The sequence below is a fragment of the Rhodococcus sp. 852002-51564_SCH6189132-a genome, from assembly GCF_001665495.1.
Lineage (GTDB): Bacteria > Actinomycetota > Actinomycetes > Mycobacteriales > Mycobacteriaceae > Rhodococcus > Rhodococcus pyridinivorans.
The window spans coordinates 73,952-86,708 of the sequence record NZ_LZMJ01000038.1 but is presented as its reverse complement, the minus strand read 5'-3'; the positions used below and the strand labels follow the sequence as shown (position 1 = coordinate 86,708).

The window sequence follows — 12,757 nt, the reverse complement described above, 5'->3', positions numbered from 1 at the left end:
CGGAGAACACGCAGGTGAAAGCTCTCCGTCGCCGGATCGGACGCTCAGTCCTCGTCGACGTAGCGCGGGAACACCGGTGCCGGGGCGGGCAGGGTCGTGCCCGGAGCCAGGCGGGTCGCGACGGCGTCGAACTGCCGTGCCTCGGGTGTCTGACCGAGGAGATCGAGGATGTTCGCGGCGGCATCGGGCATCACCGGCTGGACGAGCAGACCCACGATCCGAACGACCTCGAGCGTGACGTACAGGACCGTCGCCATCCGCTCGGGATCGGTCTTGCGCAGCACCCACGGCTGCTGCGCCGAGAAGTAACGGTTGGTCTCGCCGAGGACGTGCCAGATCGCTTCGAGACCGAGGTGCAGGGCCTGCGCGTCGAACTCGGCGCGCACCTTCGCGAGCAGCGCGTCGGCCTGGGCGAGCATCGCCTCGTCGTCGGCGGTGAACTCGCCCGGCGTGGGCACGGTGCCCTCGAGATTCTTCGCGACCATCGTCAGGGAGCGCTGCGCGAGGTTGCCGAGGTCGTTGGCGAGATCGGCGTTGATGCGGGTGACGATCGCCTCGTGGCTGTAGCTGCCGTCCTGGCCGTAGGAGATCTCGCGGAGCAGGAAGAAGCGCAGCTGGTCGAGGCCGTACCGGTCGACCATCTCGAGCGGGTCGACGACGTTGCCGACCGACTTCGACATCTTCTCGCCCTTGTTGAACAGGAAGCCGTGGACGAAGACCCGCTTCGGCAGTTCGAGCCCCGCCGACATGAGGAAGGCCGGCCAGTAGACGGTGTGGAACCGCGTGATGTCCTTGCCGATGATGTGCAGGTCGGCGGGCCAGTAGCGGCGGTAGGACTCCGATTCGGTGTCGGGGAAGCCGGCGCCGGTGAGGTAGTTGGTCAGCGCGTCGACCCACACGTACATGACGTGATCGGGGTGATCGGGGACCGGCACACCCCAGTCGAAGGTGGTGCGGGAGATCGACAGGTCCTTCAGGCCGCCGGAGACGAAGCTGACGATCTCGTTGCGGCGGGTGGCCGGGGCGATGAAGTCGGGCTGCTTCTCGTAGAGCTCGAGCAGCTTGTCCTGATAAGCCGACAGTCGGAAGAAGTAGGTGGACTCCTCGGTCCACTCCACGGGGGTGCCGGTGTCGGTGGAGATCCGCGAGCCGTCTTCGAGCAGGGTGGTCTCGCCGTCGGTGTAGAACGCCTCGTCGCGGACCGAGTACCACCCCGCGTAGGTGTCGAGGTAGATGTCGCCCGAGTCGACCATGCGCTGCCAGATCGCCTTGCTCGCCTCGAGGTGATCGGCGTCCGTGGTGCGGATGAACCGGTCGTACGAGATGTTCAGCCGCTTGTCCATGGCCTCGAACACGTCCGAGTTGCGGGACGCGAGTTCGGTGACCGGGATGCCTTCCTTCGCGGCGGTCTGCTGCATCTTCAGGCCGTGCTCGTCGGTGCCGGTCAGGAAGCGCACGTCGAAGCCGTCGAGACGCTTGAACCGCGCGATCGCGTCGGTCGAGATGTACTCGTAGGCGTGCCCGATGTGCGGGGCGCCGTTCGGGTACGCGATCGCGGTCGTGACGTAGAACGGCGGGCGGGTGGGATCGCCGGCAGCCGGGCGGGAGGAATCAGGCGCAGTCATGGTGGCCAGTAGTTTATAGGGCGTGAGCGCAGCCCGTCCCGCCCCCGAAGCCCCGCAGCCGTTGAGTCCCCTCGTCGACGCCCACACGCACCTCGACGCGTGCGGTGCCGAGGACGCCGCGACGACCTCCGCGATCGTCGATCGTGCCGCCGCGGTGGGGGTCGGACGCATCGTCACCGTCGCCGACGATCTCGAGGCGGCGCGTTTCGCCGTGCGGGCTGCGCACTGGGACGACCGCGTCCACGCGGCCGTCGCCATCCATCCCACCCGCGCGAACAGTCTCGACGACGCTACCCGCGCCGAGATCGAGAAACTCGCCGCCGACCCGCGCTGCGTCGCGGTGGGGGAGACCGGCCTCGACCTCTACTGGCCCGGCAAGCTCGACGGGTGCGCCGAACCGGCCGAGCAGGAGGAGGGCTTCCGCTGGCACATCGACCTCGCGAAGCGACTCGGCAAGCCGCTGATGATCCACAACCGCGAGGCCGACGCCGACCTGCTGCGTGTCCTGCACGACGAGGGCGCACCCGAGAAGGTGATCTTCCACTGCTTCTCGTCGGATGCCGACATGGCCCGCCGCTGCGTCGACGCCGGATACCTGCTGAGCTTCTCGGGCACCGTGAGTTTCAAGAACGCGAAGGCCCTGCGTGAAGCGGCGCCGCTCGTGCCCCGTGAGCTGGTGCTGGTGGAGACCGACGCGCCGTTCCTGACCCCGCATCCCTTCCGGGGCGCGCCGAACGAGTCGTACTGCCTGCCGTACACCGTGCGCGCGCTCGCCGAGGTGCGGGGCGAGGACGCCGAGGAACTGGCGGCGGCCACCACCGCGAACGCCGAGCGGGTGTACGGACTTTCGTAAAGGGCACCCGCGTCCCCACTTCCGTCGTGAGAATACGGGCATGCGCTCCTTCGTCTACAACTCTCATCCGGTACGTGTGATCTTCGGCCCCGGTACCGCCTCGCGGGTCGCGGACGAAGTACGTCGACTCGATCGTTCCCGCGTTTTGCTGCTCGCCGGCGAGCACGTGCGGCACCAGGCGGAACTGGTCGAGAAGTATCTCGGCGATCTGCAGGTCGCGCGTTTCGACGGCGCGGTGATGCACACGCCGGTCGAGGTGACCGAACGGGTCCTCGGCCGGGTCACCGAGCACGACGTCGATGCGGTCGTCGTGGTGGGTGGCGGCTCGACCACAGGACTGGCCAAGGCACTGGCACTCCGCACGGGGATCGATCAGGTGATCCTGCCGACGACCTACGCCGGGTCGGAGGTGACGCCCGTTCTCGGTGAGACCGCCGACGGGGTGAAGACCACGCGTTCGTCGCCCGACATCCTTCCCGAGACCGTGATCTACGACGTCGAGTTCACCACCTCGATGCCCATTCCGTTGGCGGTGACCAGCGCGATCAACGCGATGGCCCACGCGGTCGAGGCCCTCTACTCCGAACAGGCCAATCCGATCGTCGACGCCCTCGCGCTCGAGGCCGTGGCCGCGATCGCCCGGGGTATCCCGGCGCTCGGTGCGGATTCGGCCGATCCCGAGGGGCGTTCGGATCTGCTGCTCGCGGCGTGGCTCTCCGGAACCTGTCTCGCCTCGGCGGGAATGGGGCTGCACCACAAGCTCTGTCACGTGCTGGGCGGCTCGTTCGACCTGCCGCATGCCGCCACGCACACCGTCGTGCTGCCCCACGCGCTCGCCTACAACGAACCGTCGGTACCGCACGTCATGGTGCGGGTCGCGCAGGCGCTCGGCACGGATTCGGCGTCCGCGGGCGTCTACGACCTCGTGGCGGCGGCCGGTGGGCCGACGAGTCTCGAGGAACTGGGGTTCCGGGAGTCCGATCTGGACGAGGCGGCACGACTGGCGACGGCGAAGCCGTATCCGAATCCCCGGGAGGTCACGGAGGTGGGCGTGCGACGGTTGCTGGGGGAGGCGTTCGCCGGTACCCGTCCGGAACCGGCGCAGAAGTCTGGTTGAAGCTACAACCAAGGGTTGCTACCTTAGTTGTCGCTTCAACTAAGTGGGGCTCTCCGGCCTCCTACCCGAAAGGCTCGACATGAAGACCCCTCTCGTCCGCGACCTCGGCATCCTCGTGGCCCGACTCGTACTCGGCGTCATCTTCCTCGCGCACGGACTGCAGAAGTTCAATTCGTGGGGATACGAAGGCACCAAGGCCGGCTTCGAAGGAATGGGCGTGCCCGCCCCGGCCGTCTCGGCGTTCGTCGCCACCTGGATCGAGATCCTCGGCGGTCTCGCGCTCATCCTCGGTGTGTTCGTCCCCGTCTTCGGCGTCCTTCTGTTCCTGCTCATGCTCGGCGCGTTCTTCATCGTGCACGTGGAGAACGGAATCTACGTCGGCGACGGTGGTTTCGAACTCGTGGCCGCGCTCGGCGCAGGGGCCCTCCTACTCGCCGCGGTCGGTGCGGGAGCGTTCAGCGTCGACCGATTCCTCGCGCGGAAGGTTCCGCTCCTGCGCACGGCCTGACCTGCGGTTCCGCGGCGCTGTGGACGATTTCCCCCGATCGTCCTCAGCGCCTCTTCCGTCCGATGACGCGCGCTCAACGCATATGTCTTGTTATTCTCCTGCACGACATACGCGTTCACGGATCTCTCCGACAGGACCGATATGACCGTGCAGCAGGCTGTTCCGCGTCGCGACACCACGTGGAATGTCAATCGACGGACCTTCCTCGTGGGCGCGGGTGCGCTCCTCGCTGCCGGCCTCGTGGGCGCCGGATCATCTGCGGCACAGCCTCGGACACCGCAGCGTCCCAACATCCTCATCATCATGACCGACCAGGAGCGCCAGCCGATGCACTGGCCGGCCGACTGGGCGCGCAACAACCTGCCCAACCGGCAGCGTCTGGCCGACACCGGGCTGACCTTCACGCGGTCGTTCTGCAACGCCGCGATGTGCTCGCCCAGTCGCAGCACGTTCTTCACCGGCCTCTATCCCGCCCAGCACGGGGTGGTGAGCACCCTCACCGAGGGTGGCACGCTCTCGCCCACCGAACCCGTGCTGCCGGTGGACGGCCAGAACATGGCGAAGATGCTGCTCTCCGCCGGATACGACGTCCACTACCGCGGCAAATGGCACATGAGCAAGGGCGCCGACGGCGGCGACCCGTCGCCCGACGACATCGCGCGGTACGGCTTCGCGGGGTGGGAGCCCCCGGAGGCGGGGCAGGACACAGCACCCGAGAACTTCGGGGGTGGCTGCGCCGACCGCGACGGCAAGATCGCCTCCGACGCCGCCGAATTCCTGCGGTCGCGCAGCGCCTCCGACGACAGGCCGTTCGCGCTCATCGTGTCGTTCGCCAATCCCCACGACATCCTCTCGTACCCGAAGACTTGGGATCAGGTCGACGGCGATTGCAACAACTACGGGGCCTTCGCACCCGAAGCCTTCGAGCAGGGAATCGACCTGCCGCCCACCATCGACGAGGACCTGCTCCGCAACTTCAAGCCCACCGCCCAGGCCGAACTGCTCCTGCTGCTCGCAGGTGCGCTCGGTCCGCTCGTCGGTCCCGAAGCGGCACGGCAGTACGTCAACCTGTACGCCTACATGCACAAGGTCGTCGACCAGCACATCGGGACGGTTCTCGATGCGCTGGAATCGGTTTCGGGCATGCGCGAACGCACCGTCGTCTTCCGGGTGGCCGACCACGGTGAGATGGGGCTCTCCCACGGCGGACTCCGCCAGAAGGCCTTCAACGCCTACGAGGAGACGCTCAATGTCCCTCTCGTGGTGAGCAATCCGGTGATGTTCCCGAGGCCGGTCTCCACCGACGCGCTCGCGTCGCTGATCGACGTCATGCCCACCCTCGCGACGATGGCCGCCGTGCCCGACCGTTCGGCGTGGACGTTCAAGGGCGTCGACCTCACGCCCGTCATCGAGGGCGCGTCGTCCGGTGGCACGCCGCCACAGGTGCAGGACACCGTCCTGTTCACCTTCGACGACGAGAACGCCGCCGCGGCCAACGGGCAGACGACGGTGAAGCAGCCCAACCACATTCGTGCCGTCCGGCAGGACAGGTGGAAGTACGCGATGTACTTCGATCCGTCGGGACGCGCGCTGCCGCAGTTCGAGCTCTACGACCTGCACGACGATCCGCTCGAGACGCGCAACCGCGCGAACCCGCTCGATCTCGCGAACTTCGACCCGGTGCAGGTCGCGACCATGCACGCCGTCCTGATGGACGTGATGGCCCGCACGGGCACCACCCCGGCTGTGACGATTCCGCAGTTCCCCGTACCGAGCGGATCCGCCGATCTCCCGATTCCCAGCGGGTCGGCCGGACGCTGACGAAGCCGATCACCGGCAACCGCGACCATCGGTAGGCGGTCCCGGAAACCGCTGCGCCCGCGAAGCCGGCCGCTCCGTCCGAGCCTGTGGGCATCGGCACCTCGAACGCCCCCGCATGGGGCAGGGCACAGCTGCGCGCGATCCTCGGCTACCTCACGGAGTCCATGTCCTTGCCGCCCGAATCGCGAGGAAGTTCTTCTTCCGAGTGTCGATCGAAAATGGCGATTTCGGACACTTGAAAATGATCGAGCTAATATCGATCCGATATCTGTGACGTGCGTCGTGATCTGACAGAAATCATGATCTGTGCAGGTAAATGCGATGAAGTTGCGATAACAATGCCGTCTCGTTACCGTGCTGTGATCACAGTTGTCGTCCGTCTGGAAATAATCGTGTCACCTTTCACCAAGATCAATCGCCTCAAGTCGCCGGTGTTCTACTCGGTGGTCGCCGCCGTCTTCGTCACCCTCGGTGCCGGTGGCGCCACTGCTGTGGTTCAGCACAAGGACGTCGTCCTCGACGTCGACGGTGAGCAGCGTGCCTTCGGCACGATGAACTCCAACGTCGGCGACATCCTGGCCGCAGCCGGCTACACCGTCGACGAGAACGACGTCGTGGCCCCGGCCGTGGACTCGTCCGTCTCCGACGGCGACACCATCGTCCTGCGACAGGCTCGCGAGCTGCGCCTCACCGTCGACGGTGAGGCGCGCTCGGTGTGGACCACCGCGCTGACCGTCGACGAGGCGCTCGACCAGTTCCGCCTCTCCGACGACGCCTACGTCTCCGCCTCCCGTTCGCACCGCCTCCCGCTCGACGGTGCCGATCTCGAGGTCGTCAACCCCAAGACGGTGCGCTTCGCCGACAACGGCGCGCCCGCCGCCGAGGTGCGCGTCGCAGCGCCGACGGTCGCCGAGTTCCTCGAGGCCCAGGGCGCGAAGCTCGAGCAGGCCGACAGCGTCACCCCTGCCCTCGACGCGGAACTCGCGGAGGGCATGGAGGTCGTGGTCACCCGCGACCGGACCGAGTCGCGGACCGAGAACCTGCCGATCGCCCCGCCGGAGAACCGCGTGGACGATCCGAACATGCTCGAGGGTGAGGCCGCCGTGAGCGACCCGGGTGCTCCGGGCGAGCGGTCGGTGACCTTCGACGTTCACACCGTCAACGGTGTCGAGGTCGGACGCGCCGAGACCGCTTCGAAGGTCCTCGTCGAGCCGCGGCCCGTCGTGGTCCGCGTCGGCACCAAGCCGAAGCCCGCCGTGCCGGCCTCCGGTCGCGGCTCCACCTGGGACGCTCTCGCGCAGTGCGAGGCGACCGGCAACTGGGCGATCAACACCGGCAACGGTTTCTACGGTGGCCTGCAGTTCACGCAGCAGACGTGGGCCGGCTTCGGCGGCACCCAGTACGCGCCGCGTGCCGATCTCGCGACGCGCGAGCAGCAGATCGCCGTCGCGGAGAAGGTCCAGGCGGCCCAGGGCTGGGGCGCCTGGCCATCCTGCACCAGCAAGCTCGGTCTGCGCTGACCGGCGCGGGTGTGCGCGGTGTGACCTGCTCCCGAGTGCGCTAGGTTCACCACGTGTCAGCAGACGATCCCGAAACCACTCCGAGGGCCACTCCGGCTTCTCCGCGCGGCCTCGCCGCGCTGCTCGGGCCCGCCGAGGTCCGCGCACTCGCGGAGGAGTTCGGGGTGCGCCCGACGAAGCAGCTCGGCCAGAACTTCGTGCACGACGCGAACACGGTGCGCCGCATCGTCAACGTCGCCGGGGTCGGCCCTGAGGATGTCGTGCTCGAGGTCGGGCCGGGCCTGGGTTCGCTCACCCTCGCCCTGCTCGACGTCGTCGACCGTGTGGTCGCTGTCGAGCTCGATCCCGTTCTCGCGCAGCGTATTCCCGTTACCGTGCGGGAGCGGGCCCCGCAGCTCGCCGACCGCTTCGACGTCGTGCACATGGACGCGATGAAGGTGCTGCCGAAGGATCTTCCCGTCACGCCCACCGCGCTGGTCGCGAACCTGCCCTACAACGTCGCGGTGCCGGTGCTGCTGCACCTTTTCTCTGAATTCCCTACTCTGCGAACCGCTCTCGTGATGGTGCAGGCCGAGGTCGCCGATCGGCTCGCAGCAGAACCGGGCGGTAAGATCTACGGCGTACCCAGCGTGAAGGCGCGGTTCTTCGGCGACGTCCGCAGGGCCGGCGCCGTCGGGCGTGCGGTCTTCTGGCCCGTTCCCCAGGTGGAATCGGGCCTCGTGCGTGTCGACCGCTATGCGGAGCCACCGTGGCCCACCGACGCACGGACACGCGCCCGGGTCTTCGCCGTCGTCGACGCGGCCTTCGCTCAACGGCGAAAGACGTTGCGCGCAGCGTTGAGTGGATGGGCAGGTTCGCCCGCGGAGGCCGAGAGGCGCCTGCTGGCGGCCGGTATCGAGCCGTCGACCCGCGGGGAGAAGCTCGACGCCGCAGCCTTCGTGCGGCTCGCAGGGGTGGAGTGATCCCGGTCACTCTTCCTGGCGGTCGGATGCGATGTGTGGTTAAGTTGTCCTCGGTCGTTAGGTAGTGTGTTCGTGGTTTACCCCTCGCACATTTCTGGTTGCGAGCGGATGCGATAGCCACGATGGAATCGTTTCAGCCGTGTAGTGACAGACCCGGGGGCCGAAACCGACTCCCGACGAGACGGAACGTCTACATCCGTTCTGCCTGCAAGTGAAGGACAGCAACATGGCTGAAGGTACTGTGAAGTGGTTCAACGGCGAAAAGGGCTTCGGCTTCATCGCTCCCTCGGACGGCTCCGCTGACGTCTTCGTGCACTTCTCCGAGATCCAGGGCCGCGGCTTCCGCACCCTCGAGGAGAACCAGCGCGTGAGCTTCGAGATCGGCCAGGGCCAGAAGGGCCCGCAGGCCACCGGCGTGAACGTCATCGGCTGATACCGATAGTTCTCCGAATCCGGGCCGGCACCTCAGGGTGCCGGCCCGGATTCGTTCGTCCGGTCAGCCGATCATTGCCCCGTAACCGGTGATGCCCAAGTTCGACGAACCGGTCGACGAGCCCGCCGAGTCGGCGGAGCCGGTCGCCATTCCGGCGGAGCCCGTGGGAGGGGTCACGCAGTCCACGAGATTCAGCGAGCGCAGGACCAGGTCGCCGAGCGAGCAGACGCGCGGCGGAGCCGGTTCGGCCGAGGCGACGCCGGCGGTTCCCATGGTGGCCGCCACGGCGACGGCGCAGACGGCGACCGCATTACGTACGGAACGAGTCACATTTCCTCCAGAGTGTTCAGAGTCGATCGATCGTAGAGCGTGGCCGCGGCGGTCGGGAAGCATCCGTATCCCGAGTAAGCTCTGTACTCGTGCTTTCCGTCGTGCCGACCCCCGTGACAGTGAGGGTCCCGTCCAAGGTCAACCTGCATCTCGCGGTGGGTGACCTCCGTCCTGACGGCTACCACGACCTGCACACCGTCTTCCAGGCTCTGTCCCTGTACGACGAGGTGTCGGTGGTCCCGGCCGACACCCTGAGCGTGACGGTGCGCGGCGCGGGCGCCGAGTCGGTACCTACCGATTCGACGAACCTGGCGTGGCGCGCCGCCGAGATGATGGCGGAACGGGCCGCACGTACACCCGACGTGGCGATCACGATCGACAAGGGCATCCCCGTGGCCGGCGGAATGGCCGGTGGCAGCGCCGACGCTGCCGCGACGCTGGTCGCGCTCGACACACTGTGGGGCATCGGGGCGCCCCGGGAGGACCTCGCGGATCTCGCCGTCCGCCTCGGCAGCGACGTGCCGTTCTGCCTCCACGGCGGAACGGCGATCGGAACAGGGCGGGGCGAGCGCCTCGTCCCCGTCCTCACCCGCGGCACCTTCCACTGGGTACTGGCCCTCGCGAAGGGGGGCCTGTCCACACCGGTCGTCTTCCGTGAACTCGACCGGCTGCGTGCCGAGGGAGAACCTCAGCGCATCGGCAGCGCGGATGCCGTGCTCTCCGCGCTCGGCTCCGGCGACGCCCACCAGCTCGCGCCGCTGCTCGGCAACGACCTGCAGGCCGCGGCCCTGTCCCTCGACCCGATGCTGCGACGCACGCTCCGGGCGGGTGTCGAGGCCGGGGCCCTGGCGGGCATCGTCTCCGGTTCCGGGCCCACCTGCGCGTTCCTCGTCGAGGACCAGCACGCCGCCGTCACCGTGAGTGCCGAACTCGCCGGTGCCGGTGTGTGCCGTACGGTGCGGGTCGCCTCCGGTCCGGTGCCCGGAGCCCGTGTCGTCGGCGACGCCGATCCCGCACACTCCTGATCCTGTAGTACATCCCCGCAATTCTCGGAAGGCGTTCCTCCACGTGGCGAATCTGATCAACCTCGAACAGGTCTCGAAGTCGTTCGGCATCAAGCCGTTACTCGACTCGGTGTCCCTCGGCGTGAACGAGGGGGAGCGGATCGGTGTCGTCGGCCTCAACGGCGGCGGCAAGACGACGATGCTCGAGGTGCTCGCCGGCATCGAGGAGCCCGATTCGGGCCGGGTGAGCCGCGTGAACGGTCTGCGCATGGCCGTCGTGACGCAGCGCGGCGGTCTGCCGGAGGGCTCGACCGTCGGCGAGGTGGTCCTCGGGCCGCTCGATGTGGCCGAGCACGAGTGGGCCGGTGATGCGCGCATCCGCTCGGTGCTCACCGGTATCGGCATCGACAATCTCGGTCTCGACGCGGTCGTCGACGGTCTGTCCGGTGGTGAGCGTCGCCGGGTCGCCCTCGCCGCAGCCCTCGTGCAGGATCTCGACCTGCTCGTCCTCGACGAGCCCACGAACCATCTCGACGTCGAAGGCGTGCAGTGGCTCGCCGAGCACCTGCTGTCGCGGCGCAGCGCGCTCGTCGTCGTCACCCACGACCGCTGGTTCCTCGATACCGTCGCGACGCGCACCTGGGAGGTCGTGAACGGCCGGGTCGAGAGCTACGAGGGCGGCTACAACGACTGGATCTTCGCGCGCGCCGAGCGTGCCCGCCAGGCCGACGCGATGGAGGAACGCCGCCGCAATCTCGCGCGCAAGGAACTCGCGTGGCTGCGTCGCGGAGCTCCGGCCCGCACGTCCAAGCCGAAGTACCGCATCGAGGCCGCCGAAGCGCTGATCGCGAACGTGCCGCCGCCGCGCGACTCGGTGGCGCTGGCATCGTTCGCGAAGCGCCGCCTGGGCCGCGTCGTCATCGAACTCGAGGACGCCACCCTCACCACCCCGGACGGGCGCGAACTGGTCCGCGACCTCACCTGGCGTCTCGGTCCGGGCGAGCGGATCGGTCTCGTCGGCGTCAACGGTTCGGGCAAGACGACCCTGCTGCGCACGCTCGCGGGCGAACTCGAACCGGCGCAGGGACGGCGCGTCCAGGGGCAGACCGTCGAGATCGGCTGGCTGCGGCAGGAACTCGACGACCTGCCCACCGACATGCGGGTGCTCGACGCCGTCAAGGACGTCGCCGAGCGGATCACACTGGGCGACAAGGAGATCTCCGCCGGTCAGCTCGCCGAACGTCTGGGCTTCACACCGGCGCGGCAGCGCACCCCCGTCGGCGACCTGTCCGGTGGTGAGCGTCGCCGGTTGCAGCTCACGCGCGTGCTCATGGCCGAACCGAACGTGCTGCTCCTCGACGAGCCCACCAACGACCTCGACATCGACACCCTCCAGCAGCTCGAGGACCTGCTCGACGGCTGGGCCGGAACCCTCGTGGTCATCAGCCACGACCGGTATCTCGTCGAACGCATCTGTGATTCGACGTGGGCCCTGTTCGGCGACGGCCGCCTGACGAACCTTCCCGGTGGCATCGAGGAGTACCTGCGCCGGCGCGCGGCCATGGGCGACGGCGACGTGCCGTCGGTGGCGTCGACCGTCTCGAAGACCGGTGACGCCGCCGAGCAGCCGAAGAAGCGCGACGGTGCCGCCGAACGCACCGCGCGCAAGGAACTGTCGCGCCTGGAGCGTCTCGTCGCGAAGCTGACCGAGAAGGAGGAGAAGCTGCACCACGACCTCGCGGAGGCGGCGACCGATCCTGACCGGCTGCAGAAACTCGACGCGCAGTTGCGTGAGGTGGTCGCGGAGAAGGAAGCGGCCGAGGAGCAATGGATGGAGCTCGCCGAAGATCTCGACTGAATCCTCTTGACCTCGAGTCGGCTCGAGGTCGCAGGATGGGCGTCGTCAGAAGGAACGCCCATCAGGAGGATCCATGTCCGTCACCGAAACATCCGGTACCTCTACGCATCTCCCGCAGTCCCGGCTCGCGCGTTCCGCCGTGGTGGTCGCCGCGTCCGTCGTGACCGCACTGGTGATCGACCTCGCGCTGTGGGCCGTCGGGCTCATCGCGGGTGGCTCGTTCGAACACACCGACGCCGGTGAGGTGGTGAGCGCGGCGCCCGGTGGCGTGGTGCTCATGTCCGTCGTCCCGCTCACCGTCGGTCTCGCCGTCGCGGCCCTGCTCACCCTGTGGTGGAACGGTTTCGCGCGGATCGCCCAGGTCGTCGGGGCGTTGCTGCCGCTGGCGACGATCCAGGGCACGATCTCCGCGGACTTCGACACGCCGAGCACCGTCGCCCTGACGCTGATGCACGTCGTGATCGCCGTGGTGGTCGTCGTGGCCCTGGAGATGCTCCGTACGCGTGACTGACACGAGTAGGGGGAGGAAATATGCGCTTCCGCAAGGAAAGTCGCACATTTCCTCCCCCTGATTCGGGCAGAGGCCTACGGTCAGGTCGAAGCAGCGCTGAGCGCGGGACGCGCGAACCGCTCGATCAGGTCGTGTTGCCCGACGAGACGATGTGCGGGGTGGCGATGCCGTGGCTGAACAGCGCCGAGATCAGGCCCGACGAACCACTTCGGTGG

At 68.1% G+C, this 12,757-nt stretch carries 12 protein-coding genes; 10 read left to right on the top strand and 2 right to left on the bottom strand.

Annotated features, from left to right (window positions below; all coding sequences use genetic code 11):
- Positions 1-44: 44 nt before the first annotated feature.
- Complete coding sequence (gene metG / locus A5767_RS09470) at positions 45-1,625, bottom strand: methionine--tRNA ligase (protein WP_006553813.1); 1,581 nt, start codon at positions 1,623-1,625, stop codon at positions 45-47.
- Between the two features lie 22 nt (positions 1,626-1,647).
- Between metG and A5767_RS09465 the strand changes: the two genes are divergently transcribed.
- From A5767_RS09465 to A5767_RS09435, 7 genes are all read left to right on the top strand, one after another.
- Positions 1,648-2,478 (top strand): TatD family hydrolase, encoded by an 831-nt coding sequence (locus A5767_RS09465; protein WP_060652139.1) that lies wholly within the window; start codon positions 1,648-1,650, stop codon positions 2,476-2,478.
- 40 nt (positions 2,479-2,518) lie between these two features.
- Positions 2,519-3,595: a maleylacetate reductase gene (locus tag A5767_RS09460; RefSeq protein ID WP_006553815.1), complete on the top strand. Its 1,077-nt coding sequence runs from the start codon at positions 2,519-2,521 to the stop codon at positions 3,593-3,595.
- Positions 3,596-3,674: 79 nt separating this feature from the next.
- Positions 3,675-4,103, top strand: a complete 429-nt coding sequence (locus A5767_RS09455) for a DoxX family protein (RefSeq protein ID WP_064852160.1) — start codon at positions 3,675-3,677, stop codon at positions 4,101-4,103.
- Positions 4,104-4,244: 141 nt separating this feature from the next.
- Positions 4,245-5,924, top strand: a complete 1,680-nt coding sequence (locus A5767_RS09450) for a sulfatase-like hydrolase/transferase (RefSeq protein WP_024103212.1) — start codon at positions 4,245-4,247, stop codon at positions 5,922-5,924.
- A 392-nt stretch (positions 5,925-6,316) separates the two neighbouring features.
- Positions 6,317-7,444: a resuscitation-promoting factor gene (locus A5767_RS09445; RefSeq protein ID WP_064852159.1), complete on the top strand. Its 1,128-nt coding sequence runs from the start codon at positions 6,317-6,319 to the stop codon at positions 7,442-7,444.
- A gap of 53 nt (positions 7,445-7,497) precedes the next feature.
- A complete protein-coding gene (rsmA, locus tag A5767_RS09440; RefSeq protein WP_006553819.1) occupies positions 7,498-8,406 on the top strand; it encodes a 16S rRNA (adenine(1518)-N(6)/adenine(1519)-N(6))-dimethyltransferase RsmA in 909 nt (302 codons plus the stop codon).
- Between the two features lie 226 nt (positions 8,407-8,632).
- Positions 8,633-8,839, top strand: coding sequence for a cold-shock protein (locus A5767_RS09435; RefSeq protein WP_006553820.1), 207 nt, complete (start codon positions 8,633-8,635; stop codon positions 8,837-8,839).
- A gap of 63 nt (positions 8,840-8,902) precedes the next feature.
- On the opposite strand, the gene A5767_RS09430 is transcribed toward A5767_RS09435, so the two are convergent.
- Positions 8,903-9,169 carry a hypothetical protein gene (locus A5767_RS09430; protein WP_006553821.1) on the bottom strand — a complete coding sequence of 89 codons (267 nt, stop codon included), beginning with the start codon at positions 9,167-9,169 and terminating at the stop codon, positions 8,903-8,905.
- Between the two features lie 89 nt (positions 9,170-9,258).
- Here A5767_RS09430 and A5767_RS09425 point away from each other — a divergent pair, with 89 nt between their 5' ends.
- From A5767_RS09425 to A5767_RS09415, 3 genes are all read left to right on the top strand, one after another.
- Positions 9,259-10,194 (top strand): 4-(cytidine 5'-diphospho)-2-C-methyl-D-erythritol kinase, encoded by a 936-nt coding sequence (locus tag A5767_RS09425; protein ID WP_037216304.1) that lies wholly within the window; start codon positions 9,259-9,261, stop codon positions 10,192-10,194.
- Positions 10,195-10,237: 43 nt separating this feature from the next.
- Positions 10,238-12,031, top strand: coding sequence for an ABC-F family ATP-binding cassette domain-containing protein (locus A5767_RS09420; protein ID WP_019288771.1), 1,794 nt, complete (start codon positions 10,238-10,240; stop codon positions 12,029-12,031).
- Between the two features lie 73 nt (positions 12,032-12,104).
- Positions 12,105-12,542: a DUF6069 family protein gene (locus A5767_RS09415; RefSeq protein ID WP_033098248.1), complete on the top strand. Its 438-nt coding sequence runs from the start codon at positions 12,105-12,107 to the stop codon at positions 12,540-12,542.
- Positions 12,543-12,757: the final 215 nt, after the last annotated feature.

What these genes read in the sequence shown, in the direction of transcription:
- metG (WP_006553813.1), bottom strand. Translation starts at nt 1,625, where the DNA reads ATGACTGCGCCTGATTCCTCCCGCCCGGCTGCCGGCGATCCCACCCGC.
- A5767_RS09460 (WP_006553815.1), top strand. Translation starts at nt 2,519, where the DNA reads ATGCGCTCCTTCGTCTACAACTCTCATCCGGTACGTGTGATCTTCGGC.
- A5767_RS09455 (WP_064852160.1), top strand. Translation starts at nt 3,675, where the DNA reads ATGAAGACCCCTCTCGTCCGCGACCTCGGCATCCTCGTGGCCCGACTC.
- A5767_RS09450 (WP_024103212.1), top strand. Translation starts at nt 4,245, where the DNA reads ATGACCGTGCAGCAGGCTGTTCCGCGTCGCGACACCACGTGGAATGTC.
- A5767_RS09435 (WP_006553820.1), top strand. Translation starts at nt 8,633, where the DNA reads ATGGCTGAAGGTACTGTGAAGTGGTTCAACGGCGAAAAGGGCTTCGGC.
- A5767_RS09415 (WP_033098248.1), top strand. Translation starts at nt 12,105, where the DNA reads ATGTCCGTCACCGAAACATCCGGTACCTCTACGCATCTCCCGCAGTCC.